This is a genomic window from Microbacterium sp. AB (assembly GCF_032878875.1).
Taxonomy (GTDB): Bacteria; Actinomycetota; Actinomycetes; order Actinomycetales; family Microbacteriaceae; genus Microbacterium; species Microbacterium betulae.
This window is the reverse complement of sequence record NZ_CP118157.1, coordinates 2,664,833-2,690,900: the sequence shown is the minus strand read 5'-3', so window position 1 is coordinate 2,690,900 and position 26,068 is coordinate 2,664,833. Positions and strand designations below refer to the sequence as shown.

Below are 26,068 nucleotides of genomic sequence, written 5' to 3'. Positions count from 1 at the left end.
CCACTCCATGCCGCTTTTCGGCACGGACGGCGTGCGAGGGCTTGCCAACGGCACCCTCACCGCCGACCTCGCACTGTCCCTGGCCCAGGCGACCGCCGTCGTCCTGGGCCAGGGGCGTTCCGCCGAGGCGCGACGCGCCGCGGGCAGGCGCACGACGGCGGTCGTCGGGCGGGACCCGCGCATCTCGGGCGAGTTCCTCAGCGCGGCCGTCGCCGCGGGGCTCGCGTCCTCCGGCGTCGACGTCTACGACGCGGGCGTCATGCCCACGCCGGCTCTCGCGTTCCTCATCGCCGACCGCGGCGCCGACTTCGGCGTCATGGTCTCGGCGTCGCACAACCCGGCGCCCGACAACGGCATCAAGATCTTCGCGCGCGGCGGCGTGAAGCTGCCCGACGAGGTCGAGCAGCGCATCGAGCAGTACCTCGAGCGCGACAAGCTGCTCCCCACGGGCGGCGATGTCGGGCGCATCCGCCGGTTCTCCGACGCGGAGGACCGCTACCTCCTGCACCTCCTCGGCTCGCTGCCGGCGCGGCTCGACGGCATCCACGTCGTGCTCGACTGCGCGAACGGCGCGGCCGCGGGCGTGTCCCCCGAGGCGTTCCGCGACGCGGGAGCGACGGTCACCCTGATCGGCGCGGAGCCGGACGGGATGAACATCAACGACGGCGTCGGATCGACGCACCTCGACAAGCTCTCCGCGGCCGTCCTCGAGCACGGCGCCGACGTGGGCATCGCGCACGACGGCGACGCCGACCGGTGCCTCGCCGTCACGGCCGACGGCACGCCGATCGACGGCGACCAGATCATGGCGATCCTCGCCGTCTCGCTGCAGGAGCGCGGGCTGCTCGCGGACGACACGCTCGTCGCGACGGTCATGAGCAACCTCGGCCTGCACGTCGCCATGCGCGAGCGCGGTATCGTGCTGAAGACGACGGGCGTGGGCGATCGCTACGTCCTCGAGGAGATGAACGCCCACGGCTACTCCCTCGGCGGCGAGCAGTCGGGCCACGTCATCATGAGCGCGCACGCGACGACGGGCGACGGGGTGCTCACGGGCCTTCAGATCGTGTCCGAGATGGCACGGCAGGGCAAGAGCCTCGCCGAGCTCGCGTCGATCATGACGGTCTACCCGCAGGTGCTCGTCAACGTGCGCGGCGTCGACCGCACGCGCGTCGGCGACGAGGTCGTGCAGGACGCGGTGCGCACCGTGGAGACCGTGCTCGGCGACACCGGCCGCGTCCTCCTGCGCGCCTCCGGCACCGAGCAGCTCGTGCGCGTGATGGTCGAGGCCGCGGACGAGGAGACGGCCCGCCGGCACGCGGAGGCGCTCGCCGCCGTCGTCGAGGAGCGTCTGGCGCTCTAGGGGCCCTTTCGGGCCGGCCGGAGCGCGTCCCGCGGGCGTCGTCGCGCGACGGAGGCGTCCGGCGATCCGGGAATACGTCGCGGGCGGCGGCGGTTCTCCCCCCATGTGATTGAGAATTCAAGCATCGTGGAGGCCCCCGTCGCCGCCGAGCGCGTCCGCGTCGAGGTTCCGCTGCGCTTCCCCGACGGATATGCGACGACGGCCGACGTCTTCACCTTCGACGGCCTCGCCGACGGCAAGGAGCACCTGCTGCTCGGACTCGGCGACTGGCGCGCCGCCCTCGGGCGCGACGGCGACGCGCCGCTCGTCCGCCCGCACAGCGAATGCCTGACCGGCGACGTGTTCGGATCCGAGCGCTGCGACTGCGGCCCGCAGCTCCGCGAGGCCGTCGAGCGGATCGCGGAGCACGGCGGCTTCCTGCTGTACCTCCGCCAGGAGGGTCGCGGCATCGGCCTCTACGCCAAGCTCGACGCCTACGCCCTGCAGGACACCGGCCTCGACACCTACGAGGCGAACGTGGCGCTGGGCCGCGGCGAGGACGAGCGCGACTACACGGTCGCGGCGCAGATGCTCCGCGCGGTCGGCGCCGACCGCATCCGTCTCCTCAGCAACAATCCCGACAAGGCCGCGCAGCTCGAGGCGCTGGGGGTCGAGGTCGTCGAGAGAGTGCCCACCGCGGTCCATCTCTCCGCGGCGAACGCCCGTTACCTGCGCGCCAAGCGCGACCGCACGGCCCACACGATCGACCTGCCCGCCGCGTGATGCGCGAGCCCACGGAACGGCGCCTCAGCGACGACGAGATGGCCGGCTGGCTGCCGCTCATCCGCACCGCGCAGCTGCTCCCGCAGTCCCTCGACCGCACGCTGCGCGAACGAGCCGGGATCAATCACGCGCACTACGTCATCCTCATCACGCTCGCGCAGGACGGAGACCGGTTCGTGACGCTGAGCGAGCTCGCGCGCGGAGCGGGGCTCAGCCGCTCGCGGCTCAGCCACGCGCTCGACGCGCTCGCGCGGCGCGGCTGGATCGAGCGCACCTCCTGCTCGAGCGACAAGCGCACCCAGTCCGCCGTGCTGACGGACGAGGGCCGCCGTGTCGTGCGGGGGGCGGCTCCCGCGCACGTCGCGCAGATCCGCGGACTGCTGGGGCGGCTCGACGCGGAGGAGAGGGAGAGCCTCGCGGCGCTGCTGTCGAAACTGCTCCCGGGCATCGAGGAGGCGCTCTGACGGCGGGCCCTCACCAGCCGAGGTCCTCGATGTAGCGCAGCAGCACGCCCTCGCGCAGCGCCCACGGCGACACCTCGATCTCCTCGACGTCGAGGGCTGCCATCGCCTCGTGCAGCACGACGGCGCCCGCCGTGATCTGGAAAGTGCGGTCGGCCGTGATGCCCGGCAGCTCGCGCCGCGCCTTCGCGGGGATGCGCGAGAGCACGGGGATCCACGACCCGAGCGCCTCGCGGCGCAGCACCATCCGCTCGGTCCCCGACCACCCCGCCATCGGATGCCCCGCGAGCCGGGCGAGGGACCGGATGGTCTTGGACGAGCCGACGACGTGGTCGGGGGAGGCGAGCGCGGCGAAGCGCTCCGCCACCGGCGCGAGCGTCGACGCCGCGTGCGCGCGCAGCCGGTCGACCTGCTCGTCTCCCGGCGGATCGTCCGGCAGGAAGGCGATCGTCATGCGGCCGGCGCCGAGCTGCACGGAGTCGGCGATCTCCGGCAGCTCCTCGCTGCCCCCGGCGATCTCGAGCGACCCGCCGCCGATGTCGAAGAGCAGGATCCGCCCCGCCGCCCATCCGAACCAGCGCCGCACGGCGAGGAACGTGAAGCGCGCCTCCTGCTCTCCGCCGAGGACCTGCAGCGGCGCGCCCGCCGCGGCCTCGATCTGCAGGATGACGTCGGCGCCGTTGGCGGCCTCGCGCACCGCCGAGGTGGCGGTGGCGAGCAGCTCGTCGACGCCCTCCTTCTCGGCCACCTCGCGCGCCCGCGCGACGGCGTCGACGATCGCCCTCACCCCCGCGTCGGAGATGCGTCCGTCGTCCTCGAGGTAGCGCATGAGGCGCAGCGTCGACTTCTCGCTCGTCCGCGCGAGCGGGCGTCCGCCGGGCTGCGCCTCCGCGACGAGCAGATGGACGGTGTTGGAACCGATGTCGAGGACTCCGAGGCGCACGACGCCAGAGTAGCGCGCGGCGTCCGGGGGCGCTCCGGCTGGCGCGCACGGGGCGAATCGGTGAACGGCGAATGAACGTGCACGGCTTGCGTCTCCTGCAAGCGCGATTGCCTCTAGCGTGGCGGCGTGCTCATCACGGAACTGGTCAGGAGCCGCGGGGACAGGCTCACCGCGACGGATCGCAGACTCGTCGCGGTGCTCCAGTCGCGGCCCGCCGAGGCGGCGTTCTGGTACGCGGCCGACCTGACCGAGCCGCTGGGCCTGCATCAGTCGGCGGCGACGCGGATGGCGCAGCGTCTCGGGTTCGAAGGGTACCCGCAGCTGCGCGACGCGCTCCGCCAGGACTACCTCGCCGGCGACGGGCCGTCGCAGCGGGTGCGCGGCCGGCTCGAACGGCACCCCGACGACGTGCTCGGCGGCCTCGTCGACGACGAGATCGGGGCGCTGGCGCAGCTGCCGCTCCACATCACGCAGGGCGAGCTCGACGATCTGGCGGCGCGCATCGCCGGCGCGGGCCACGTGCACCTCTTCGGGCACGGCAACGCGACCGTGCTCGTCGAGCTGCTCGCGCGCCGCCTCCGCCGATCGGGCATCCGCAGCACCGCCCTGGTCGGCTCCGACCGCGATCTGGCCGAGCACCTCTCCACCGTCGCGGCGGGGGACGTCCTCCTCGCGTGCGCCTTCCGCAGGGTCCCCGCCGCGCTCGGCACGGTCCTCGCCGTCGCCGGCGAGCGCGGCGCCTTCACGGCGCTCGTCACCGACACCCTCCTCTCCCTCTCGCCCCCGCCCGACGCGATCCTCGCCGCCCCGCGCGGCGCGGCCGACGACTATCTGTCGCTCACCGTGCCCATGGCGATCGCCAATGCGCTCGTCCTCACGATCGCGCGTCGGTCGCCCGACCGGGCGATCTCCTCGCTGGACGGCCTCGGGGCGATCCTCGAGCGCTTCGACCGCTGAGACCCCTCCGCCCCGTCCGCTCCCTCCCCGAACAGGAAAGACCACGATGCACACTCCCCGCAGAACCGGGCGCCGCGCGCTCGCCGCGCTCCTCCCGCTCGCGCTCGGCCTCGCCGCCTGCTCCTCCGAGCCCTCGACGACGGGCGCGGGAGACGACGCGACCGACTGGGACGCGCTCGGCCACGACGAGCTCGTCGAGCGCGCCGAGGCCGAGGGCGAGGTGGTCGTCTACGCCTTCACGAGCCGCATCGCCTCGATCGAGGAGTCGTTCGAGGCGGAGTACCCCGGCATCGACGTGGTCGCGAGCGACATCTCCTCGAGCGAGCTCATCACGCGTCTCGCGGCCGAGCACGCCGCCGTCAGCGCGACCGCGGACGTCGCCTACGTCTCCGACGCGCCCGTCGTCGTCTCGGAGCTGCTCGCCGACGGGGTGCTGCTGCCGTACGTGCCCGAGCGCGTCGCGGACGCGCTGCCGGAGGAGCACCGCACGCCGCTCGTCGCGAACCGCCTCTCCACCAAGGTGCTCATGTACAACGAGGAGGCGCATCCCGACGGTCCTCCCGTGTCGAACCTGTGGGAGCTCACGGAGCCGGAGTGGAGCGGGAAGGTGGTCCTCGTCGACCCGAACGCGCGCGGCGACTATCTCGATCTCGCGACCGAGCTCTCGCTGCGCGCCGACGAGATGTCCGCGGCCTACGAGGAGCACGCCGGGGCCCCGGTCGTCCTCGACGAGGGGGTGGCCGACGCGGGCCTCCAGTTCCTCAAGGACCTCTACGCGAACGACGCCGTGCTCGTCGACGACACCGACACCGTGAACGCCGCGGTCGGCGCGACGGGCCAGTCCGACCCGCCCGTCGGGTTCAGCTCCTCCTCCGACCGGCGGGACAACGCGGACGAGGGATGGGCGCTCCAGGTCGCATCGGGCGTCGTCCCGTCGCCCGGCATCGTCTTCCCCGCCCTGCTCGGGGTCACGGCGAACGCCGCGCACCCGGCCGCGGCCCGCCTGCTGATCGACTACATGATGGGCGACGAGACGGAGACGGGCGGCATCGCGTACGAGCCGTTCTACGTCGCGGGCGACTACCCGACCCGCACCGACGTCGTCCCGCCCGCCGGGGCGATCGCCCTCGACGAGCTGGGAGCGTGGCAGATCGACGTCGAGGCCACGGCGGAGCGTCGCGACGACGTCGCCGACTTCCTCCTCACCATCCAATGACGCTCCTCGCGCGCACCTCCGCGGCGGCGAGGCGGCCCGCGGCATGGCTCGCCGTCGTCGTCCTCGCGATCCTCGTCGTCCTCGTGGCCGCCCCGCTGGCCGCGCTCGTGGGAGCCACGATCGGCGAGGACGCGGACGGCGCCTGGGGCGACGTCCTCGCCAGCCCGATGTCGTCCGCGCTGCTGTGGCAGCCGCTCGCGGGCTCGCTGCTGGTGGGGATCGGCACGGGCGTGCTCTCCACGCTCGTCGGAGCCTTCCTCGCATGGGTGGTCGTCATGAGCGACGTCCCCGGGCGGCGCGCGATCGGCGTGCTCGCGGCGATCCCGTTCGCGCTGCCGAGCTTCGCGATCGCGCTCGCCTGGGAGAGCGTGTTCCGCAACGATCTCATCGGCGGCAGCCCCGGCCTGCTCGTCTCCCTCGGCGTGCCCGTGCCCGACGTGCTCGCCTGGGGGCCGGTGCCCGTCGTGCTCACGCTCGTCGCGCACTACTACTCCCTGAGCTTCGTGCTCGTGGCGGCCGCGCTCGCGAACGTCGGCGGCGACCTGGTCGCGGCGGCCGAGCTCACGGGGGCGTCCCGCCTCCGCGTGGCCGGCCGGGTCGTCATCCCCGTCGTGACGCCTGCTGTGCTCTCGGGATTCCTCCTCGCGTTCGCCGAGGGCGTCTCCAACTTCGCCGTGCCCGCCCTCCTCGGCCTGCCGGTCCGTTTCCACACGCTCAGCACGCGGCTCTACGGGGCCATCTCGACGGGAGACGCGGCGCGCGGCTCCGTGCTCTCCATCGTCCTCGTCGTCATCGCGGGTCTCATCCTGCTCGCCGGCGGACGCATGACGGCCGGACGCTCGTACTCCACGATCACCGGCAAGGCGACGCGGGCGCGCATGACGACGACGGGGGGATGGCGCTGGCCGCTCGGCGGCCTCGCGTGGATCGTCGTCGCGGCCACGGCGATCGTGCCCGGCATCGTGCTGGCCGTCAGCACGGTGCTGCAGCGTACGAACCGCCTCGACGGAGGGCTCACGCTGCACTACTGGACCGGCGAGTCCGACCCCGGCATCTCGCACGGCATGCGCGGCGTGCTGCGCGACCCCGCGGTCATGCAGGCACTGGGCGGGACGCTCGCCCTCGGCGTCACGGTGGCGCTCGGCGCGGTGGTCATCGGCACGCTCGCCGCGCAGGTCGTGCGGAGCCTGCCGCGGGCGCGACTCGTCGGCGGCGCGATCGGGCTGCTGTCGTACGTGCCGTTCCTCATCCCCGGCGTCGCTCTGGGGGCGGCGTTCATCGCGCTGTTCGGCGCTCCCGTCGGACCGTTCGGCTCCCTCTACGGCACGTTCTGGATCATCGTCCTCGCGGGGGTCGCCGCGAGCCTGCCCTTCGCGTTCCAGACGTCGAAGGCCGCCATCGGGCAGGTCTCCGGCGAGCTCGACGAGGCGGCCGTGCTGACCGGCGCGTCGGGGATGCGGCGGTTCGGGCGGGTCACGCTGCCGCTCGTCTCCCGCGGTCTCGTCAACGGCGGGCTCCTCGTCTTCGTCACGATGGTGCGCGACCTCTCGGTCGTCGTCCTCCTCGTGACCCCCGCGACCCCGCTGCTGTCGATGATGACGTTCCGGTACGCGTCGGAGGGCTTCGCGCAGCAGGCCAACGCCATCACCCTCATCATCGCCGTCGTCTCGGTGACGGCCACCCTCGTCGCCCGCACGCTGGGCGACGGCCGCGACGCCCGGCGGGGGCAGGATCGGAGACCGGCATGACATCCATCGCCATCGAGCGGCTCGGCAAGCGCTTCGGCGCCCACGAGGCCGTGCGCGAGCTCTCGCTCGACCTCCCGTCGGGCGGTTTCATCGTGCTCCTCGGGCCGTCGGGCTGCGGCAAGACGACCACGCTGCGCCTCCTCGCGGGACTCGAGGACCCGACGGCGGGGACGATCCGCTTCGGCGACCGCGTGGTCGCCGACGGCGATCGCGCCTTCAGCCTCCCGGCCCGGCGACGCGGGCTGGGCATGGTGTTCCAGAGCTATGCGCTCTGGCCGCACATGACGGTGCGCCAGAACGTCGGATGGCCCCTCGCCGTGGCGGGATGGTCGCGGGCCGACCGCGCGGCGCGGGTGGCGGAGGTGCTGGAGTCCCTCGAGATCGCCGGGCTGTCGGCCCGCACCCCGGCGCAGCTCTCGGGAGGCCAGCAGCAGCGCGTCGCGATCGCCCGCACCATCGCGCCCCGGCCCGACGTCGTGCTGTTCGACGAGCCGCTGTCGAACCTCGACGCGCGGCTGCGGACCGAGACGCGTGCCGAGCTCGGGCGCGTGCACCGCGCGAGCGGGGCGACGAGCGTGTACGTCACGCACGACCAGGTCGAGGCGCTCGCCCTCGCGACCCACGTCGCGGTCATGAAGGACGGCGTGCTGGAGCAGTTCGGCACGCCCTCCGAGCTGATCGAGCGGCCGGCCACCGCCTTCGTCGCGTCGTTCCTCGGCAGCCCCGCCGCCGTGCTCCTGCCGGGCCGGGCGGAGGCCGGCGTCTTCCGGCATGGAGCCGTCGCGCTCTCGGCGGGCGCCGAGGCCGCCCGCGCCGCACACGTCATGTACCGCCCGCAGGACATCCGTCTCGACCCGCAGGGCGAGCTCGGCTTCGAGATCCTCGAGTCCACGCCCTCGGCGGGCCGCCATCTCGTGACGGGCCTCGCGGGGGAGGAGCGCGGACGACGTCACCGCGTCACGATCGTGACGGACGAGGCGGCCCGCACGGGGGAGACGACGCGGCTGCGGCTGCCGTCCGTGCCCGCGGCCCTCTTCGACGGCGACGGACGACGCCTGTGACGACGCTGCTGCTCGTGCGCCACGGGGCGACGGAGTGGACCCTCGCGCGTCGCCTGCAAGGTCACGCCGACGTCGACCTCTGCGATCGCGGCAGGCAGGACGTCCGGGCCCTCTCGCCGATCGTCGCTCGATGGCGGCCGCGATCGGTCGTCGTCTCGCCGCTGCTGCGGACGCGGACGACCGCGCGCCTGCTGTGCGCCCCGCTGGCCGCGCCTCCGGACCCGGTCGTCGACGCGGCCTGGATCGAGCACGGCCTGGGGGAGTGGGAGGGGCTGACGCCCGACGCGATCGGCGCCGACTACGCACGATGGCGTGCGGGCGAGATCGTCCCGCCCGGAGCGGAGCCCGCGCGGGCCATCCGCGCGCGGGTCGCCCGCGCGGTCGGCGCCGCCGCACGCCTGCCGGGGCCCGTCCTCGTCGCGACCCACGGCGGCACCATCCGCGCCGTGCTGGCCGCGTGCGTCGGGCTCGAGCCGAGCCGGATCGAGCCCGTGGCCGCCCCGAGCCTGACCGTGCTCGACGTCGCAGGAGACGGCTCGGGGCGCCTGCGGCACCTCAACGTCGTGCCGTGAGCGCGTCCGGGCCGGCGGCCTCGCGCCGGTACCATGTTGCGGATGGCCACGACACCCGCATCCGCGTCGCTCTCGCTCTATCGCGAGGTGCTGCGTGCCGACTGGGCCCGGACGGCGGCGGGCATGGCCCAGCCGCTCACCGAGACCGAGGTCGTGCAGCTGCGGGGCCTGGGCGACCGGCTCGACATCGCCGAGGTGCGCGACGTGTACCTCCCGCTCAGCCGCGCCCTCAGCATCTGGGCGAGCGGCGTGCGCCGCATCGGCGCCGACATCGCCGGCCTCCTGCAGGAGGACGACCCGACGACGCCCTTCGTGATCGGCGTCGCCGGATCGGTCGCCGTCGGCAAGTCGACGGTCGCCCGCCTCCTGCGCGAGCTCATCAGCCGCTGGCCCGACACCCCGCGCGTGGAGCTCGTCACGACCGACGGGTTCCTCCTGCCCAACGCCGAGCTCGAGCGCCGCGGCATCATGGACCGCAAGGGATTCCCCGAGTCGTACGACCGGCGTTCCCTCGTCGACTTCGTCACGAGGGTCAAGAGCGGCGCCGACGAGGTGCGCGCGCCGTTCTACTCGCACATGAAGTACGACATCATGCCCGACGCCCAGGTCGTCGTGCGGCGGCCGGACGTGCTCATCATCGAGGGCCTCAACGTGCTGCAGCCGCCGCCGACCCCGAACGACGTCGCCGTGAGCGACCTGTTCGACTTCTCGGTCTACGTCGACGCCGACGCCGACCACATCGAGCAGTGGTTCGTCAACCGCTTCCTGGCGCTGCGCGAGGGGGCGTTCGCGAACCCGTCGTCGTACTTCAACGTGTTCCAGCACCTGAGCGACGACGAGGCCATCAGCACCGCGCGCGGGATCTGGAACGACATCAACCTGCCGAACCTCGTCGAGAACGTCGCGCCGACACGGCACCGGGCCAACCTCGTCCTCAACAAGGGCGCCGATCACACCGTCGCGAGCATCCTGCTGCGCAAGCTGTAGGCGGCGGTCGCGGACCCCGGGGCGCTGGCCGTGCTCGAGACCGGGCGGTCAGCGCGCCGCGCGACGGGCCGTCGACGCCGTGAGGTGCGCGCGCATCGCCGCGGCCGCCGCGAGCGGGTCGGCGAGGCGGACGGCCACGGCCACGGCGCGGTGCTCGGCCAGCACCGCGGCGGCCTCGGCGGCGTCGCGCTCCTGGTCCGAGATCCGTGCGCGGGGCAGGATGATGGAGCGGGCGCCCATCCGGTCGAGCGCGGCGAGGAGGTAGCGGTTGCCGGACGCCACCGCGATCGCGCGGTGGAACGCGAAATCCGCCTCCACGGTCTCGACGGGCAGACGGGCATGCGCGAGTGCCGCGAGAGCGTCGTCGACCGCCGCGATCTCCTCGGGAGACGGCGACCGGGCGGCGAGGGCGGCGGCCTCCGACTCGATCGCGATGCGGAACGCGTGCAGCTCCGCGCGCTCGGACTCCGAGCGCGCGGCGAGCCAGTCGTCGCCCGCGGCCGGGACCGGCGGCGTGAGCGCGTAGCTGCCCGACCCGACACGCGTACGCACGAGGCCGCGCGACTGCAGGCGGTGCAGGGCCTCGCGGACGACCGTGCGGCTCGCGCCGAACTCGGCCACGAGCTTCGCCTCGCTCGGCAGCCGATCGCCCGGTGCGACGATCCCCTCGACGATGCGGTCGGCCAGGACCCGGGCGATCTCCTCCGCGCGCGTGGTGCTCATCCGTTCATCATCGCGCCATCCGGCGCGCCCCGCTGCCTCTCAGCGCTCCGAGAGGCGGAACGACGGTGCACGCAGGATGCCCGAGCGCACGCCGACCGCGCGGCGCTCGGCGTCCTGCACGCGGAAGCGCACTCCGTCCGCCGCGATCGCCGCGGCGTCGGAGCCGTCGACGGCGGCGGCCGCGGCGGCGCGGACGCCGAGCGACGACACCGCGATCGTCAGCACGTGACGGCCCGCCGTGAGCCGGCCGAGCCCGATCGAGAACGGGGGGCGCCAGACGTCGCCGACCGGCGTCCCGTCCACGTCGACGTGCGCGACGACCGCGACCGGCGGATCCGCGGGAACGGCGAACGAGCTCGCGCGCCCCGCGCGCGGGGCGATGATCCCCTCGCCGAAGTCGACGACCACGTCGCCCGCGCGGTCGAGCGTGACGTCCGTCTCGTACACGAGGCGCTCCGTCTCGGGGGCGACGGCGGGGTCGTCCTCCCACACGTGCGGAAGGGCGACCGAGCGCCGTCCCCCCGGGGAGACGACCGACCAGCCGGACACGTCGAGCGCGGGGCGCGGGCCGGGGGCGACGGCGCGGGCGTCCGTGCCCATCTCGAGCACCGCGTCCGCCTGCGCCACGAGCACGCCGTCGTACGAGCCGAGCCGGACGATCGCCGGCCCGTCCGCCGAGACCGCGCGCACCCTGCCCGAGACGGCGTCCCACACGGTGAGCGCGCGTCCGGTGGCCTCGAGGACGACCTCCTCGGCCGTCGCCGCGGTGTTCACGATGAGTGAGACGCGTGCGTCGTCGAGCTGCCGCGTCGTGACCCCCACGGTCTCCGGGCGGCTCGTCGCGAGGGGAGGGACGACGGGCGCCAGCGCCGCGCGGATCTCCGCGTCGCGCGCCTCGCCCGCCGGCTCGGTCAGCCGCACGACCCGGACGCCCGACGCCGTGAGCAGCGCGTCCGCCCGTGGGGTCGGCGTGCAGCCGGCGGGGACGAGGACGACCTCGAACCGCTCGGTCCCGCCCGCTGCGAGCGACGCGTCGTCGACGAGGTCGTGATCCAGCCCGGAGGTGCGCACGGCCGAGACGAACGCGTCGTCGACGAAGCGTCTCGTCTGCCGCCACAGGTCGAACGGGCGCTCGCCCTCCGCGCGGGCGCGCAGCTCCGCGACGGGGTGATAGACGCCCACCTGGGCGATCCTGCGGCCGAGCTGGAGCACGGCGCTCGCGCGCGCGATCCCGTCGAAGAGCTCGCGCGCGACGGACCACCAGGGATTGCGCGCGTCGAGCGCGCCCGAGGCGTAGAAGACGGGCTCGCCGGCGCCGAGCGCGGCGCCCACGGGCCATCCGTGCCCGAAGAGGAGGTTGACGCCGCCGAGGAGGTGCTCGTAGGCCTCGCCGAGGAGGTCGAGGGGGCCGGCGCGGAACGACGGGGAGCGGACCCACGTCCACGTCTCCGACGACACGATCGTCCTGCCGTAGGCGCTCGCCGCGGAGACGGCCCAGGAGTTCTTCGTCCAGCGGCGCCATCCCCATCCCTCGCCCTCGAAGAGGTCGACGTGGCGGAAGCTGCTCGTGAGCATGGGCGGCTCGCCGTAGCACTGCGCGCGGAAGAGGATGCCGTGCGCGTGCGCCCACTCGGCGAAGACCGCGAGGAAGCGCTCCTCGAACAGCTCGGAGAGCGTCGTCATGAGATCGGCGCGGATGCGCGAGCCGCCCGGCGCGTCGACGCGGAGCATCCAGAGGGAGGGCAGGACGTCATAACCGCGTCGCGCGCGGAACTCCTCCGGCAGATCGGGAGTCCAGTCGGCGTCGTACACCTCGAAGCTGTCGCAGAAGCCCGCGTGCACGCGGGCGGCGCCGGCCGCCTCCAGCAGGGGAGCCGCGACGGCGTCGAGGTGCGCCCGCGCGGCGACGGCCGAGTAGTGGTCGAGGACGAGTCCCTCGCCGCCGCGGGGTGCGCGCTTGACGTTCTGGCCCGTGAGGCGCGACACCGCGATGAGCAGGACGCGGGGCCCGTCGCCGAACGCCGGCACGCGGATGCGGTCGCCGACCTCCGCGGGCTCCCACGACGCGGGCGTCTCCTGCAGGGACCCCGCTCCGACGTATGCGCTCACGACGACGTCGCCGTCGAACGGGGGCCGGTAGGCGATCCCGGTGACGCCCGGGGCGAGCTCGATCCGCTCCCAGTGCAGACCGCGCGCGGCCGTGGCGGCGTCGACGTGCGGACCGCCGAACGGCCAGCCCGCGCCGAGCGTGAGGTCGAAGCGCAGGCCGCGCCGCTCGGCGCCGCGCGCCGCGTACGCGACGAGCGCGAGGAGCTCGCGCGATCCGAAGCCCGGGCCGCCGTCCGCGACCGGGTACACGAAGGCGACCTCCACGCCGCCGATGCCCGCGTCGCGCATCGCGTCGAGATCGGCGTCGATCGCCGCCTCCGACACGTGGGACGAGAACCACCACCACCGCATGAGCGGTGCGGCGTGCGGGGCGGGCTCCCGCACGGCGCGCACGATGTCGGCCGCGACGCCGGTCATCCGCGCGCCCTCGCCTCGTCGGACGACGGGACGAAGGGGGCCTCGTCGTCCGCCGCCTCCTCGTCGATGACGGTCGTGCGCTGGCGGCTGAACACCGCGAACGCGAGCACCACCGCGACGAGGCAGGCGCCGGCGAGCAGGGCGAACAGCGCGCGGGGGCCGTTCGCGAGGACGATCGGCGTGACGAGAGCGAGCGCGGCGGATCCGAAGCGCGCGATCGCGATGATCGCCCCCTGCGCCGAGGAGCGCAGCAGCGTCGGGAAGGACTCCTGCGTCCAGATCTTCATGATGCCCTCGCCCGCGAACACGGTCCCGACGAGCCAGAGGAACATCATGACGTGGAGCGTCCAGACCTGCGGGCCGAACGCGAGCGGAACGCACATCGCGACGACCGTGCAGACGGCTCCGGCGACGAACCAGGCCATCCGCCACCGGGTCGCGACGACCTTCATGAAGACGAGGACGAGCAGCGCGCCGAGGAACATCGTGATGAGCTTCACGGTGGAGTACACCTGGACCGTCGAGTCCGCGACCTCGGTGTACAGGTACGCGCCGTACTGGCTGACCGTGTTCGAGCCGAGGTTCATGAGCGTGTAGAACACCGCGAGCGCGAGGAAGTACGTCACGAAGGGCGGCTGGAGGAGCGTCCTGAGGGTCGACCAGCCGAGGGCCGCGTCGGAGCGGCTGGAGGCATCCGCCCGCTCCGCGAGACGCTCCGCGCGCCAGCGCGCGGACTCGGGCACCGAGAGCCGCCCGACGAGGGTCAGGACCGTGATGACGAGGATGTGGCCGAAGAGGATCTGCGCGCCGAGCTGGCCCATGCCGCCGACGATCGTCGCGAGGCCCAGCACGACCATGCTGCCGATCTTCCAGAGCAGATGGCTGAAGCCGATCATGCTTCCGCGCAAGCCGGCCCTCGCCATCTCGGCGATCGTTGCGAGCGACACCGGCAGGTCGGCTCCGGCCCCCAGCCCGACGAGGATCATGCCTGCGAGGAGCCCCGGGAACACCTCGACGAAGACGAGGAGGACCGCGCCGAGCGCGATCATCACCATCGTCGCGAGGAAGACCGTCTTCCGCCCGAGGAGGTCCCCCAGCCGTCCGCCGACCAGCGCGCCGAGCGCCACCGAGAACGTGAGCGCGGAGGACAGCACCCCGATCGTCTCGGGCGTGAGCGCGAGCGTGTCCTTCAGCAGCACGAGCGCCGTGCCGCTGGACGTCATCGCGGCGGCGTCGATGTACGAGGCCATGCCCGCGATGAGGGCGATCCACCACATCCGGCGGGTCGGGATGGGCTGTGTCATTCGGGGAGACCTCTCTGTCGTCTTCACGGCGGCTGTGCCGTGGGATCCTGTGCCGAGTGCGGCGCGCGCGTACGGGCGGACGGGTTGGCACGTTTCAATCCGACCGTGAGGACGAGGCGACGGACGTGCGCCGATCGCCTCGCCCGCACTCGCGGACGCCGGTGGCGTGTCAGGCGGAGATCGTCACCGCGTCGGTCGTCCACGCACGGGCCTGCTCGCTGAACGTGAACCCGAGGCCGGGACGGTCGGGCACGACCATGCGGCCGTCGCGCGTCTCGAGGCGCTCCTCGAAGAGCGGATCGAGCCAGTCGAAGTGCTCGACCCACGGCTCGCGCGGGTAGCACGCGGCCAGATGCAGGTGGATCTCCATCGCGAAGTGCGGCGCGAGGTCCAGCCCCGCCTCGTCCGCGAGCGTCATGAGCCGGAGGAACTGCGTGATGCCGCCGACGCGGGGCGCGTCCGGCTGGATGATGTCGCACGCGCGCGCTCGGATGAGGCGCTCGTGCTCCGCGACGGATGCGAGCATCTCGCCCGTCGCGACGGGGGTGTCGAGCGCCCGCGCGAGGTCCGCGTGTCCCTCGGCGTCATACGCGTCGAGGGGCTCCTCGATCCAGACGAGGTCGAACTCCTCGAGGCGGCGTCCCATGCGCAGCGCCGTCGCACGATCCCACTGCTGGTTCGCGTCGACCATGAGCGGGACGGCGTCGCCGATGTGCTCGCGCACGGCGCGCACGCGGCGGAGGTCCTCCGCCGCGTCGGGGAGGCCGACCTTGATCTTGATGCCGCCGATGCCCTCCTCGATCGACTGCGTCGCGCGCTCGCGCACCTCGTCGATCGAGGCGTTGAGGAACCCGCCGGAGGTGTTGTACGTCCGCACCGAGTCGCGGTGCGCGCCGAGCAGCTTCGACAGCGGGAGCCCGGCGCGCTTCGCCTTGAGGTCGTAGAGCGCGATGTCGATGGCGGCGAGAGCCTGCGTCGCGACCCCCGAGCGTCCGACCGAGGCCCCCGCCCACAGCAGCTTCGTGTAGAGCTTCTGGATGTCGTAGGGGTCCTCGCCGATCGCGACGCCGGCGACCTCCTTCGCATGGGCGTACTGCGCCGGGCCGCCCGCACGCTTGGAGTAGCTGAACCCGTGCCCGGAGAACCCCTGCTCCGTCTCGATCTCGGCGACGAGGAACGCGACCTCGGTCATCGGCTTCTGCCGCCCGGTGAAGACCTTGGCGTCGGAGATCGGCGTGGCCAGGGGCAGGCGAAGGGCCGACAGTCGGATGGCTCGGATGGCGTCGGGCGTGTAGGTCACAGTGTCTCCTCCTCGAGAGCTCGACTGGAATCTATCAGTCAGCTTCTAAATCTGTCCAATAAGCGGGATGTCCGGCGGGGGCAGGCGACCTTCGACGGGGAAGGGTCACCGCACGAGGCAGGGGCGCTTCGGGTCGAAGGCCCAGCCCTCGACGAGGTACTGCATGGCGCGCGCGTCGTCGCGCGTCCCGAGCCCGTGCTCGAGGAAGAGCGCGTGCGCGGCGGCGAGCCGGTCTCGGTCGATCGTGACGCCGAGCCCCGCGGTCTCGGGAACGCGCACGGCGCCGTCCCGGATGACCGGGGGCGAGGTCGTGAGCCCCTGGCCGTCCTGCCAGATCCAGTGCGTGTCGAGGGCCGTGATCTCGCCGGGGGCGGCCGCGCCCACATGGGTGAACATCGCGAGCGAGACGTCGAAGTGGCTGTTCGAGTGGGAGCCCCACGTGAGGCCGAAGTCGGCGCACAGCTCCGCGACGCGGACCGATCCGGCCATCGTCCAGAAATGCGGGTCGGCGAGCGGGATGTCGACGGCCTCCTCCCGCACCGCATGGGCCAGTTCCCGCCCGTCGGCCGCGATCATGTTCGTCGCGGTGCGCAGACCCGTCCGCCGGCGGAACTCCGCCATGACCTCCCGGCCCGAGAACCGCCCCTCCGCGCCGCAGGGGTCTTCCGCGTACGCGATGACACCGCGCAGCCGCTCGCCGAGGCGGACGGCGTCGGCCAGCAGCCATCCGCCGTTCGGGTCGAGCGTGATCCGCGCCTCGGGGAAGCGCCGCGCGAGCGCCGTGACGACGTCCGCCTCGGCGTCGCCGTCGAGCACGCCGCCCTTGAGCTTGAAGTCGCGGAAGCCGTATCGCCTCCGAGCGGCCTCGGCGAGACGCACGACCCCCTCTGCCGTCATGGCCTCCTCCCGACGCACCCGTTCCCACGCATCGGCCCCGCTGGGCTCGCGCAGGTACGGCAGGTCGGTGCGGTCGGGGTCTCCGACGAAGAAGAGGTAGCCCAGCATGGGCACGGCCTCGCGCTGCTGGCCGGACCCGAGCAGCTCCGCGACGGGAACTCCGAGCTCCTGGCCGTGCAGGTCGAGCAGGGCCGACTCGAGGGCCGTGACGGCGTGCACGGTCGTCCGCAGGTCGAAGGTCTGCGGCCCGCGGCCGCCGGCGTCGCGATCGGCGAACGCCTGCGCGACATCGCGCAGCAGCGAGCGGAACCGCGCGACCGGCTTCCCGACGAGCAGGGCCCCGGCCTCCGCGATCGTCGATCGGATGGCCTCGCCGCCCGGCACCTCGCCGAGCCCCTCACGGCCGTCCGAGTCGGTCACGATCGCGATGTTGCGCGTGAAGAACGGCGCGTGCGCGCCCGACAGGTTGAGCAGCATCGAGTCGTGCCCCGCGACCGGCACCGCCTCCACGCGCGCGATCGAGGCCGTCATGCGCCGCCCGGCTGCAGCACGCCGTCGACGCGACGCGTGAGGTTCCACGGGTTGGCGTCCCGCAGCGCGGCGGGCAGGAGCGCGTCGGGGAGGTTCTGGTACGCCACCGGCCGCAGGAACCTCTCGATCGCGAGCGTGCCGACGCTCGTCGTGCGGGAGTCCGACGTCGCGGGGAACGGGCCGCCGTGGACCATCGCGTGCCCGACCTCGACGCCCGTGGGCCATCCGTTCGCCAGGATGCGGCCGGCCTTGCGCTCGAGGACCGGCAGCAGGGCCGCGGCGAGGGCGTGGTCCCGCTCGGCGAGCTGGATGGTCGCCGTGAGCTGCCCCTCGATCCGCTCGGCCGCAGTGGTCAGCTCGTCGGCGCCGTCGTAGCGCACGACGAGCGACGCGGCGCCGAAGATCTCGTCCCGGAGCGCGTCGTCCGCGAGGAAGTCCGACGACGACACGGCGTGGACGACCGGTGCCGGCGCGTTTCCGCCCGGCCCCTCGGAGCCGCGCGCGAGGACGGCGGCCCGCGAGGAGCGCGTCTCGACGCCCTCCCGCCAGGAGCGGGCGATCCCCGGCGTGAGCATGACCTGGCCTGCGGCCTCGTCGACGAGGCGCGTCGTCGTCGCGAGGAAGCGGTCGCCCGCGTCGCCTCGCGGCACGAACACGACGCCGGGCTGCGTGCACAGCTGGCCGCTCGACCCCGTCACGCTCGCGACGTACGCCGTCGCGAGCGCGTCGACGTCGCCGTCGAGCGCGCCGGGCAGGACGAAGACGGGGTTGACCGAGCTCATCTCGGCGTACACCGGGATCGGCGTGGGGCGTGCCTGGGCCGTGCGGACGATCGCGAGGCCCCCTGCGCGGGAGCCCGTGAACCCCACGGCCTGGATGGCGGGGTCGGCGACGAGGGCCTGGCCGACGGCCGCGCCGGGACCGTACACGAGGGAGAAGACGCCGGGATGCAGGCCGTGCGCGGCGATCGCCTCGGCGATGGCGGAGGCGACGAGCTCGCTCGTGCCCGGATGCGCGTTGTGCGCCTTGAAGACGACCGGGCAGCCGGCGGCGAGAGCCGAGGCCGTGTCGCCGCCGGCCGTCGAGAACGCGAGAGGGAAGTTCGACGCGCCGAAGACGGCGACGGGGCCCAGGGGCACCTTCCGCTGCCGGATGTCGACGCGGGGGAGCGGCCGGCGGTCGGGCGCGGCGGGGTCGATGCGCACGCCGCGGTGGTCGCCCTGGCGCACGACCGACGCGAAGAGGCGCAGCTGGCCCGTCGTGCGGGCGCGCTCGCCCGTGATCCGCGCGGCCGGAAGGCCGGTCTCGAGCGCCGCGCGCTCGACGAGGGCCTCGCCCAGCGCGTCGATGCGGTCGGCGACGCCGTCGAGGAACGCGGCGTGCGCCGCGGGCTCGAGCGTCGAGAACGGTCCGGACGCCTCGGCGGCGGCCGTCGTCGCCGCGGCCACCTGATCGACGTCGAGCAGCGTGTAGGGGGGGTCGAGGCGCTCGCCCGTGGCGGGCGAGACGGCGTGCGTCGTGCCCGCGGTGCCGGCGACGCGCTCGCCCGCGATGAGGGAGTGGCCGGTGAGCGCGGTCATGATGCGATCCTCTCGGTGGCGATGCCCGCGCGCTCGATGAGCGCGGCCAGGTCCGCGTACTCGCCCTCGCGCAGATCGTGCAGCGGCGGGCGCACGGGGCCCACGTCGCGCCCGACGGCCCGCAGGCCCGCTTTGACGATCGAGACCCCGTAGCCGTGGCCGCGGTCGCGGATCTCGACGTAGGGCAGCACGAACCGCGAGAGCTTCTCGGTCACGGCGGCGCGGTCCTGTGCGCGGACGTCGCGGTAGAAGTCCAGGGCGAACTCGGGGGCGAAGTTGAACAGCGCCGACGAGTACGTGCTCAGGCCCATCTGCAGCAGCGGCAGGGCGAACGTCTCGGCGGTCGGCAGGCCGCCGAGGTAGAAGAGACGGTCGCCGTTGCGCGCGTAGACCTTCGCGAGGTGCTCGATGTCGCCGATGGCGTCCTTGAAGCCGATGACGTTCGGGTGCCGATCGGCGAGGCGTTCGACCGTCTCGGCCGCGTAGATCGCGGTGCCGCGGTTGTAGACGATGATCGCGAGGCGCGTCGCCGACGCGATGGCGTCGACGTGGGCTTCGAGCCCCTGCTGGTCGCACTCCGTGAGGTAGGGCGGCAGCACGAGGAGCCCCTCCGCGCCCGCCTCCTCGGCGGCCCTCGCGTTCTCGACGGCCTGCCAGGTGGCCCCGCCCGCCGACGCGAGCACGGGCACCTCGGGGCGCGACGACTCGACGGCGGCGCGCACGACGGCGGCCGACTCGGCGGGGCTGAGGCTGAAGCCCTCGCCCGTGCCCCCGGCGGCGAAGAGGCCGGCGACGTCGTAGCCCGACTGCCACTCGACGTGCGCGCGGTACGCGCGCTCGTCGAAGGCGAGGTCGGGCGTGAACGCCGTGACGGGGAAGGACAGCAGGCCGTCCTTGAGATGCGCCGCCAGCTCGGCGGGGGTGAGGCGTGCCACGAGTGCTCCAGAGGGCCGTGCCGGCGACACCGGCATACGAAGGGGACGCACGCCACGGTAGGCGGAGTCGTCCATGCCTGTCCAAGCCAATGCCTGGATGATTCGATGCTCTGCGGGTATCAGTCGGCTCCGAGGAGCTGCACCACGCGATGCAGCGCCGGATTGCCGTTCGTGCGGCTCCAGATGGCGGCGAGCCGCACGACGCCTCGGGCCTCCTCGCCGAGATCGAGATAGGCGACCCCGTCGATGCCGAGGAGACGCGCCGACTCGGGGACGAACGCGACGCCGTGCCGGGCCGCGACGAGGGCGACCATGGTCGCGATCTGGCTCACGACGTGCACGACCCCCGCATGGTCGGCCGGCAGCATCCGCGCGGAGAGGTCGTGGAAGTAGCGCGCGTTCGTCGCCGAGTGCATGATGAGCGGCTCGCGCCGGAGCGTGTCGGGCGTCGGGGCCCCGGCCGACGCCGCGAGCGGATGTCCGACGGGCACCGCGAGCACGAGGTCCTCGGCGAGGAGCGGACGCGAGTCGAAGCGCGCGGGGTCGAAGGGCGGCCGGGCGAGGCCGAGGTCGAGGGATCCGGCGTCGAGCGCGTCCTTCTGCTGCCCCGTCACGAGCTCCTCCAGTTCGACGCGGACGCGCGGCAGCTCCTCCGCGATGGTCGTGAGCAGGGGGCCGAGCACGCTGTAGCCCGATGCGGCGGTGAAGCCGATGCGCACGACGCCGATGCGACCGGCGGCGACCTCGCGAGCCGTCGCCGGCGCCCGGTCGACGGCGGCGAGGATCTCCCGCCCCTCGCGCAGGAACGCGCGTCCCGCCTCCGTGAGCGTGACCCGTCGGTTGTCCCGATCGAGCAGCGTGACCGCGAGGATCGACTCGAGACGCTGGATCTGCCGGCTGAGGGGCGGCTGCGTCATCCGCAGCCGTGCCGCCGCGCGCCCGAAGTGGAGCTCCTCGGCCACGGCGACGAAGCAGCGGACCTGGTCGAGCGTGAACATGATGCTGCGAGAGTATCGCTTTATGCGAAATGGGGTTTGGACGCGCATGCACGGCGGTTCTTAGTCTGAACTGCCTCTCCACACGGCAGTTCGCGGACAGGAGCAGGGCGACGACGCCCCGCTCGGAAAGAAGCCGATATGAAAGCCATCCGTCTCGCAGGCGCCGTCGCGCTCACGGCTTCCGCCCTCGCTCTCACCTCGTGCGGCGGAAATCTGTCGTGGATGCCCGGCAGCGCCGATTTCCCGACCGGGCCCGTCACGATCACCGTCGGCCAGGCGCCCGGCGGATCGAGCGACCTCGTGGCGCGTGCCGTCGCGGAGGGCATGGCGGCGTCGCTCGACGTCGCCGTCCCCGTGCTCAACAAGGAGGGCGCGAACGGCGCGCTCGCCACGGAGCAGGTCGCGGCATCCGCTCCCGACGGCTACGAACTCCTCATGCTCAACGCCTCGCTCATCACCATCACACCGCTCGCCGTGAGTCCCGCGGAGGCCGTGAGCCTCGACGATCTCACGGTGCTGAAGGGGCTGTCGCAGGACGACTACGTGCTCGTCGCGAGCCCGGCCTCGGGGTTCGAGAGCCTCGACGACCTCATCGCCGCGCCCGACCTCGACTACGGCACGACGGGCGTCGGCACCGGCTCGCAGCTGGCCCAGGCCATCCTCTTCGCGGAGGCGGATGTCGCCGGCGAGGCCGTCCCCTTCGACTCGGGCTCACCGGCCCTCACCGCCGTCATGGGCGACCAGATGCAGGTCGCGACCGTCCAGCTGGGCGAGGCGAAGCCGCAGATCGACGCCGGCACGGTGACGCCCCTCGTCGTCTTCTCGGAGGAGCGCAACGCCTTCGTGCCCGAGGTGCCGACCGCGGCCGAGCTCGGGTACGAGGTCCCTGTCGCGCAGTACCGCGCGATCGCCGGTCCCGCCGACATGCCCGAGGACGTGCAGGATCGCCTCGTCGACGCGATCGACGACGCGATCGCGTCCGACGCCTACAGGGCCTTCAACGAGAGCAGCCTGCTCACGCCCCGCGAGATCTCGGGCGACGAGGTGGTCGCCGAGTGGACGGAGCTCGCGGAGACCTACCGTGCTCTGGCCGAAGAGCACGACATCTCCCTCACCGGCTGATCCGAGACCGGCCCACCCGTTCCATCCACCCCGGAGGAGGTCGTCTCATGGACGACGAACCGCTCACGAAACCGTCGGCGACGCTGCCGACGGACACCACGCCCGTTCCCATCGACGACACGCCCCCGCCGGCCGGCCCCGTCGCCAATCTCGCATCCTCGCTCGTCACCGCGGCGATCGGCGTCACCGGCGTCGTGCTCTCGGTCGCTCTCGGAACCGGCTCGCCGGCGCAGCCGGGCCCCGGGCTCTGGCCCCTGGGCGTCAGCGTCGTCGTGCTCGCCCTGTCGATCGCGCAGCTCGCCGTCGGCCGCCGGGGCGGGGGAGGCGAGACGTTCAGCCACGCATCGTGGATGGCCGCATGGGGCTTCGCCAGTCTCGTCGCGCTCGTCGTGCTCATGCCGCACCTCGGGTTCGAGATCCCCTCGCTCCTGCTCTGCCTCTTCTGGCTGCGCGTTCTCGGCCATGAGCGCTGGACGACCACGATCATCACCGCCCTGGCCGTCGTCGTGGGGTTCTACCTCGTCTTCGTCGCGGCGCTCGGCACCGCCATCCCCCATCTCCTCTGACACCGAGAGCCACCACCATGGACTTCCAGCCCGTGCTCGACGGCTTCGCCACCGTCTTCGAGCCCCTCAACCTGCTCTACTGCCTCATCGGCGTCGTCATCGGCATGTTCGTGGGCGTGCTGCCCGGCCTCGGGCCCGCGGCGACCATCGCGATCCTCCTCCCGCTCACCTACGGCATCGAGCCCGTCACGGCGATCATCATGCTCGCCGGCATCTTCTACGGCGCGCAGTACGGCGGCACCATCACCTCGGTGCTCCTGCGCCTGCCGGGCGAGGCGAGCTCGGTCGTGACCGTGTTCGACGGCTACGCGCTCGCCAAGCGCGGCAAAGCCGGCACGGCGCTCGGCATCGCCGCGATCGGCTCGTTCATCGGCGGCACGGTCTCGATCGTCGGGCTCACGCTGTTCGCTCCCGTCGTCGCGGGATGGGCGCTGCGCTTCGGCCCCGCGGAGTACGCCGCGCTCGCCCTCCTGGGCATCCTGCTCGTCGCGACCATCTCGAGCGGCTCGAAGCTCAAGGCGATCATCGCCGCCGGGATCGGCCTGCTGCTGGCGACGGTCGGCCGCGATCCGTTCACGGGCGCCGAGCGGTTCACCTTCGAGAGCCTGCAGCTGGCCGACGGCATCGACTTCGTGCCGATCGCCATGGGCCTGTTCGGTCTCGGCGAGATCCTCTACAGCCTCGAGGAGCGGCACCGAGCCGAGACCCTGACGCCCGCGCACGTCGCCAATGTGTGGCCGAGCCGGTCGGAGCTGCGCCAGTCCTCCGGCGCGTTCGCCCGTGGATCGGTGCTCGGCTTCCTCCTCGGCCTCCTGCCGGGAGGCGGCGCGACCATCGCCTCGATGGCGGGCTACGCCGTCGAGAAGAACCGCGCGAAGGATCCGTCTCGCTTCGGCCACGGTGCCGTGGAGGGCATCGCGGGCCCCGAGACCGCGAACAACGCCGCCGCGACGAGCTCGTTCATCCCGCTCCTCACCCTCGGCATCCCCGCGAACGCGACGATGGCGCTCATGTTCGGCGCTCTTCTCATCCAGGGCGTGACCCCGGGTCCCCAGCTGGTCGACCAGCACCCCGACCTCTTCTGGGGCGTCGTCAACTCGATGTACATCGGCAACGTGCTGCTGCTGATCATGTCGCTGCCGCTCGTGGGACTGTTCGTGCGCATCCTCCGCGTGCGCGCGGCGGTGCTCGCCCCCATCACGGCGCTCATCACGCTCATCGGCGCGTACACGATCAACAACTCGATCTTCGACGTCGCGCTCGTGGTCGCCTTCGGCGCGATCGGATACCTCATGAAGAAGTTCGGCTTCGAGCCGGGCCCCCTCGTGCTGGCGTTCGTGCTCGGGTCGCTGCTCGAGTCGAGCATCCGCCGTGCCCTGCTGCTCTTCGACGGCGACCCGACGGGCTTCCTCGCCCGGCCCATCTCGGGCGTGCTCGTCGGCGTCGCGGTCGTCGTCATCGCGCTGCCCATCGTCCAGTCCGCCCTCCGCCGGCGTCGCGCCCCGGTCGGATCCGGTCGCCGATAGCGCCGTCCTGGCGCGGTTCACAGCATGCCGAACCTAGGATGAGGAGCATGTGCGGAATCGTCGGATACGTCGGTCCTCGGGAAAGCCAGGACATCCTCCTCGCGGGTCTCGCCCGTCTCGAGTACCGGGGGTACGACTCCGCGGGGATCGCGGTCATCGACGGCGAGGGCTCGCTCGGCATGCGCAAGAAGGCCGGCAAGCTCGGCCGGCTGCGCGAGGCGCTCGAGGACAAGCCGCTCGCCGCGGGCACGACGGGCATCGGCCACACGCGGTGGGCGACGCACGGCGGCCCGACCGACGTCAACGCGCACCCGCACCTGGCCGACGACGACCGCCTCGCGGTCATCCACAACGGCATCATCGAGAACTTCTCCGAGCTGAAGGCCGAGCTCGAGGCCGAGGGCTTCGCGTTCCGCAGCCAGACCGACACCGAGGTCGCCGCCATCCTCCTCGGCCGTGAGTACCGCGCGAGCGGCGGCGACCTGGCCGCCGCGTTCCGGGCCGTCGTGCGCCGTCTGGAGGGCGCCTTCACGCTCCTCGCGATGCACGAGGACCACCCGGGCCTCGTCGTGGGAGCGCGCCGCAACTCACCGCTCGTCATCGGGCTCGGCGACGGTGAGAACTTCCTCGGCTCCGACGTCGCCGCCTTCGTCGAGCACACCCGCAGGGCGCTCGCGATCGGGCAGGACCAGATCGTCGCTATCACGCCCGACGGCGTCACGGTGACCGACTTCGACGGCGCCGCCGTGGCCGTCGAGGCGTTCGAGGTCTCGTGGGACGCCGCCGCCGCGGACAAGGGCGGATGGCCGAGCTTCATGGCGAAGGAGGTCTCGGAGGAGCCCGAGGCCGTCGCCAAGACGGTGCTCGGCCGCGTGAAGGACGGCGGCATCGTCATCCCGGAGCTCGACGGGCTCGACGAGCTCTTCCAGGGGATCGACCGCGTCATCGTCCTCGCGTGCGGCACGGCCTACTACGCGGGCCTCGTCGGCAAGTACGCGATCGAGCAGTGGGCGCGCATCCCCGTCGACGTCGAGCTCGCGCACGAGTTCCGCTACCGGGACCCCATCGTCGGATCGACGACCCTCGTCGTCTCGATCAGCCAGTCGGGCGAGACGATGGACACGCTCATGGCCGTCAAGGAGGCCGCGCGCCTCGGCGCGAAGACGCTCTCCATCTGCAACACGCAGGGCGCGACCATCCCGCGCGAGTCCGACGCGATCGTCTACACGCACGCCGGCCCCGAGGTCGCCGTGGCGTCGACCAAGGCCTTCGTCGCGCAGATCACGGCGTTGTACCTGCTCGCGCTGCACGTGGGCCGCGTGCGCGGCGCGCTCGCGCCGTCCGTCGCCGAGGAGAGCATCGACGAGCTCGAGGCGCTCCCCGCGAAGATCCAGTGGGTGCTCGACAACGAGCAGGAGCGCATCGAGCAGCTGTCGCACTGGATGGGCGACACGCGCTCCGTCCTCTTCCTCGGCCGTCACGTGGGGTATCCGATCGCGCTGGAGGGCGCGCTCAAGCTCAAGGAGCTGTCGTACATCCACGCCGAGGGCTTCGCCGCCGGAGAGCTCAAGCACGGTCCCATCGCGCTCATCGAGCCGGGGCAGCCCGTGTTCGTCATGGTGCCGTCCCCGCGCGGCTCGGCCACGCTGCACGCGAAGGTCGTCTCGAACATCGAGGAGATCCGCGCCCGCGGCGCCCGTGTCATCGCCGTCGCGGAGGAGGGCGACGCCGCGGTGCTGCCGTTCGCCGACGAGGTGCTGCGCGTGCCGCTCGCCTCGCCGCTGTTCGAGCCGCTCATCGCCGTGGTCCCCCTGCACATCTTCGCCATGGGCCTCGCGACCGCGAAGGGCCTCGACGTCGACCAGCCGCGCAACCTCGCCAAGTCGGTCACGGTCGAGTAGGCGCTGAGCGCGCCGACCCGACCATCCGGCCCGCCGTCCGATGTCGTCCCGACGTGCGGAACCCGTGCGACGGGGGTCGCGTCGGTGAC

The 26,068-nt window shown here is 73.0% G+C and carries 22 protein-coding genes; 13 read left to right on the top strand and 9 right to left on the bottom strand.

What is annotated here, in order from left to right:
* The first annotated feature begins 7 nt into the window (after nt 1-7).
* From glmM to N8K70_RS12735, 3 genes are all read left to right on the top strand, one after another.
* Nucleotides 8-1,363: a phosphoglucosamine mutase gene (gene glmM, locus N8K70_RS12745; protein WP_317138720.1), complete on the top strand. Its 1,356-nt coding sequence runs from the start codon at nt 8-10 to the stop codon at nt 1,361-1,363.
* Nucleotides 1,364-1,489: 126 nt separating this feature from the next.
* Nucleotides 1,490-2,125, top strand: coding sequence for a GTP cyclohydrolase II (locus N8K70_RS12740; protein WP_317138719.1), 636 nt, complete (start codon nt 1,490-1,492; stop codon nt 2,123-2,125).
* Complete coding sequence (locus N8K70_RS12735; RefSeq protein WP_317138718.1) at nt 2,125-2,589, top strand: MarR family winged helix-turn-helix transcriptional regulator; 465 nt, start codon at nt 2,125-2,127, stop codon at nt 2,587-2,589. Before N8K70_RS12740 ends, N8K70_RS12735 begins: the two co-directional genes overlap by 1 nt.
* Nucleotides 2,590-2,599: 10 nt before the next feature.
* Here N8K70_RS12735 and N8K70_RS12730 read toward each other — a convergent pair whose 3' ends face one another.
* A complete protein-coding gene (locus N8K70_RS12730) occupies nt 2,600-3,529 on the bottom strand; it encodes a Ppx/GppA phosphatase family protein (protein WP_317138717.1) in 930 nt (309 codons plus the stop codon).
* Nucleotides 3,530-3,655: 126 nt separating this feature from the next.
* Between N8K70_RS12730 and N8K70_RS12725 the strand changes: the two genes are divergently transcribed.
* Genes N8K70_RS12725 through coaA form a run of 6 tightly spaced genes read left to right on the top strand, consistent with a single transcriptional unit; the run spans nt 3,656 to nt 10,070 of the window.
* Nucleotides 3,656-4,486 (top strand): MurR/RpiR family transcriptional regulator, encoded by an 831-nt coding sequence (locus tag N8K70_RS12725; RefSeq protein ID WP_317138716.1) that lies wholly within the window; start codon nt 3,656-3,658, stop codon nt 4,484-4,486.
* Nucleotides 4,487-4,532: 46 nt separating this feature from the next.
* Nucleotides 4,533-5,702: an ABC transporter substrate-binding protein gene (locus N8K70_RS12720; RefSeq protein ID WP_317138715.1), complete on the top strand. Its 1,170-nt coding sequence runs from the start codon at nt 4,533-4,535 to the stop codon at nt 5,700-5,702.
* Nucleotides 5,699-7,450 (top strand): ABC transporter permease, encoded by a 1,752-nt coding sequence (locus N8K70_RS12715; RefSeq protein WP_317138714.1) that lies wholly within the window; start codon nt 5,699-5,701, stop codon nt 7,448-7,450. The genes N8K70_RS12720 and N8K70_RS12715 overlap by 4 nt, the downstream gene beginning before the upstream one ends.
* Entirely contained in the window at nt 7,447-8,511 is a 1,065-nt protein-coding gene (locus N8K70_RS12710) for an ABC transporter ATP-binding protein (RefSeq protein ID WP_317138713.1), read from the top strand. Before N8K70_RS12715 ends, N8K70_RS12710 begins: the two co-directional genes overlap by 4 nt.
* A complete protein-coding gene (locus N8K70_RS12705; protein WP_317138712.1) occupies nt 8,508-9,083 on the top strand; it encodes a histidine phosphatase family protein in 576 nt (191 codons plus the stop codon). Before N8K70_RS12710 ends, N8K70_RS12705 begins: the two co-directional genes overlap by 4 nt.
* 42 nt (nt 9,084-9,125) lie before the next feature.
* Nucleotides 9,126-10,070 carry a type I pantothenate kinase gene (gene coaA / locus N8K70_RS12700; RefSeq protein WP_394357782.1) on the top strand — a complete coding sequence of 315 codons (945 nt, stop codon included), beginning with the start codon at nt 9,126-9,128 and terminating at the stop codon, nt 10,068-10,070.
* 48 nt (nt 10,071-10,118) lie between these two features.
* On the opposite strand, the gene N8K70_RS12695 is transcribed toward coaA, so the two are convergent.
* From N8K70_RS12695 to N8K70_RS12660, 8 genes are all read right to left on the bottom strand, one after another.
* The gene (locus N8K70_RS12695) at nt 10,119-10,793 is read right to left on the bottom strand and encodes a FadR/GntR family transcriptional regulator (RefSeq protein WP_317138710.1); all 675 of its coding nucleotides are present in this window, start codon (nt 10,791-10,793) and stop codon (nt 10,119-10,121) included.
* A 39-nt stretch (nt 10,794-10,832) separates the two neighbouring features.
* Nucleotides 10,833-13,319, bottom strand: coding sequence for a glycosyl hydrolase (locus N8K70_RS12690; RefSeq protein ID WP_317138709.1), 2,487 nt, complete (start codon nt 13,317-13,319; stop codon nt 10,833-10,835).
* The gene (locus tag N8K70_RS12685) at nt 13,316-14,623 is read right to left on the bottom strand and encodes an MFS transporter (protein WP_317138708.1); all 1,308 of its coding nucleotides are present in this window, start codon (nt 14,621-14,623) and stop codon (nt 13,316-13,318) included. Before N8K70_RS12685 ends, N8K70_RS12690 begins: the two co-directional genes overlap by 4 nt.
* Before the next feature lie 169 nt (nt 14,624-14,792).
* On the bottom strand, nt 14,793-15,923 hold the full coding sequence (locus N8K70_RS12680; protein WP_317138707.1) for an L-talarate/galactarate dehydratase: 1,131 nt from the start codon (nt 15,921-15,923) through the stop codon (nt 14,793-14,795).
* A 105-nt stretch (nt 15,924-16,028) separates the two neighbouring features.
* Entirely contained in the window at nt 16,029-17,351 is a 1,323-nt protein-coding gene (locus tag N8K70_RS12675) for an enolase C-terminal domain-like protein (protein WP_317138706.1), read from the bottom strand.
* The gene (locus N8K70_RS12670) at nt 17,348-18,931 is read right to left on the bottom strand and encodes an aldehyde dehydrogenase (NADP(+)) (RefSeq protein ID WP_317138705.1); all 1,584 of its coding nucleotides are present in this window, start codon (nt 18,929-18,931) and stop codon (nt 17,348-17,350) included. Before N8K70_RS12670 ends, N8K70_RS12675 begins: the two co-directional genes overlap by 4 nt.
* Nucleotides 18,928-19,866, bottom strand: coding sequence for a 5-dehydro-4-deoxyglucarate dehydratase (gene kdgD, locus N8K70_RS12665; RefSeq protein WP_317138704.1), 939 nt, complete (start codon nt 19,864-19,866; stop codon nt 18,928-18,930). The genes N8K70_RS12670 and kdgD overlap by 4 nt, the downstream gene beginning before the upstream one ends.
* Nucleotides 19,867-19,985: 119 nt before the next feature.
* Nucleotides 19,986-20,864, bottom strand: a complete 879-nt coding sequence (locus N8K70_RS12660) for a LysR substrate-binding domain-containing protein (RefSeq protein WP_317138703.1) — start codon at nt 20,862-20,864, stop codon at nt 19,986-19,988.
* A 138-nt stretch (nt 20,865-21,002) separates the two neighbouring features.
* Between N8K70_RS12660 and N8K70_RS12655 the strand changes: the two genes are divergently transcribed.
* The 4 genes from N8K70_RS12655 to glmS are packed head-to-tail and all read left to right on the top strand — an operon-like array spanning nt 21,003 to nt 25,979.
* Entirely contained in the window at nt 21,003-21,986 is a 984-nt protein-coding gene (locus N8K70_RS12655; RefSeq protein ID WP_317138702.1) for a tripartite tricarboxylate transporter substrate binding protein, read from the top strand.
* A gap of 47 nt (nt 21,987-22,033) precedes the next feature.
* A complete protein-coding gene (locus tag N8K70_RS12650) occupies nt 22,034-22,552 on the top strand; it encodes a tripartite tricarboxylate transporter TctB family protein (RefSeq protein WP_317138701.1) in 519 nt (172 codons plus the stop codon).
* A gap of 17 nt (nt 22,553-22,569) precedes the next feature.
* A complete protein-coding gene (locus tag N8K70_RS12645) occupies nt 22,570-24,078 on the top strand; it encodes a tripartite tricarboxylate transporter permease (protein WP_317138700.1) in 1,509 nt (502 codons plus the stop codon).
* Between the two features lie 47 nt (nt 24,079-24,125).
* Complete coding sequence (glmS, locus tag N8K70_RS12640; RefSeq protein ID WP_317138699.1) at nt 24,126-25,979, top strand: glutamine--fructose-6-phosphate transaminase (isomerizing); 1,854 nt, start codon at nt 24,126-24,128, stop codon at nt 25,977-25,979.
* The last annotated feature ends 89 nt before the right edge of the window (nt 25,980-26,068 follow it).

What these genes read in the sequence shown, in the direction of transcription:
- N8K70_RS12650 (WP_317138701.1), top strand. Translation starts at nt 22,034, where the DNA reads ATGGACGACGAACCGCTCACGAAACCGTCGGCGACGCTGCCGACGGAC.
- N8K70_RS12655 (WP_317138702.1), top strand. Translation starts at nt 21,003, where the DNA reads ATGAAAGCCATCCGTCTCGCAGGCGCCGTCGCGCTCACGGCTTCCGCC.
- N8K70_RS12720 (WP_317138715.1), top strand. Translation starts at nt 4,533, where the DNA reads ATGCACACTCCCCGCAGAACCGGGCGCCGCGCGCTCGCCGCGCTCCTC.
- N8K70_RS12660 (WP_317138703.1), bottom strand. Translation starts at nt 20,864, where the DNA reads ATGTTCACGCTCGACCAGGTCCGCTGCTTCGTCGCCGTGGCCGAGGAG.
- N8K70_RS12690 (WP_317138709.1), bottom strand. Translation starts at nt 13,319, where the DNA reads ATGACCGGCGTCGCGGCCGACATCGTGCGCGCCGTGCGGGAGCCCGCC.
- N8K70_RS12645 (WP_317138700.1), top strand. Translation starts at nt 22,570, where the DNA reads ATGGACTTCCAGCCCGTGCTCGACGGCTTCGCCACCGTCTTCGAGCCC.
- N8K70_RS12695 (WP_317138710.1), bottom strand. Translation starts at nt 10,793, where the DNA reads ATGAGCACCACGCGCGCGGAGGAGATCGCCCGGGTCCTGGCCGACCGC.
- N8K70_RS12710 (WP_317138713.1), top strand. Translation starts at nt 7,447, where the DNA reads ATGACATCCATCGCCATCGAGCGGCTCGGCAAGCGCTTCGGCGCCCAC.
- N8K70_RS12685 (WP_317138708.1), bottom strand. Translation starts at nt 14,623, where the DNA reads ATGACACAGCCCATCCCGACCCGCCGGATGTGGTGGATCGCCCTCATC.
- N8K70_RS12735 (WP_317138718.1), top strand. Translation starts at nt 2,125, where the DNA reads ATGCGCGAGCCCACGGAACGGCGCCTCAGCGACGACGAGATGGCCGGC.
- N8K70_RS12715 (WP_317138714.1), top strand. Translation starts at nt 5,699, where the DNA reads ATGACGCTCCTCGCGCGCACCTCCGCGGCGGCGAGGCGGCCCGCGGCA.
- N8K70_RS12670 (WP_317138705.1), bottom strand. Translation starts at nt 18,931, where the DNA reads ATGACCGCGCTCACCGGCCACTCCCTCATCGCGGGCGAGCGCGTCGCC.
- N8K70_RS12675 (WP_317138706.1), bottom strand. Translation starts at nt 17,351, where the DNA reads ATGACGGCCTCGATCGCGCGCGTGGAGGCGGTGCCGGTCGCGGGGCAC.
- glmS (WP_317138699.1), top strand. Translation starts at nt 24,126, where the DNA reads ATGTGCGGAATCGTCGGATACGTCGGTCCTCGGGAAAGCCAGGACATC.
- glmM (WP_317138720.1), top strand. Translation starts at nt 8, where the DNA reads ATGCCGCTTTTCGGCACGGACGGCGTGCGAGGGCTTGCCAACGGCACC.
- coaA (WP_394357782.1), top strand. Translation starts at nt 9,126, where the DNA reads ATGGCCACGACACCCGCATCCGCGTCGCTCTCGCTCTATCGCGAGGTG.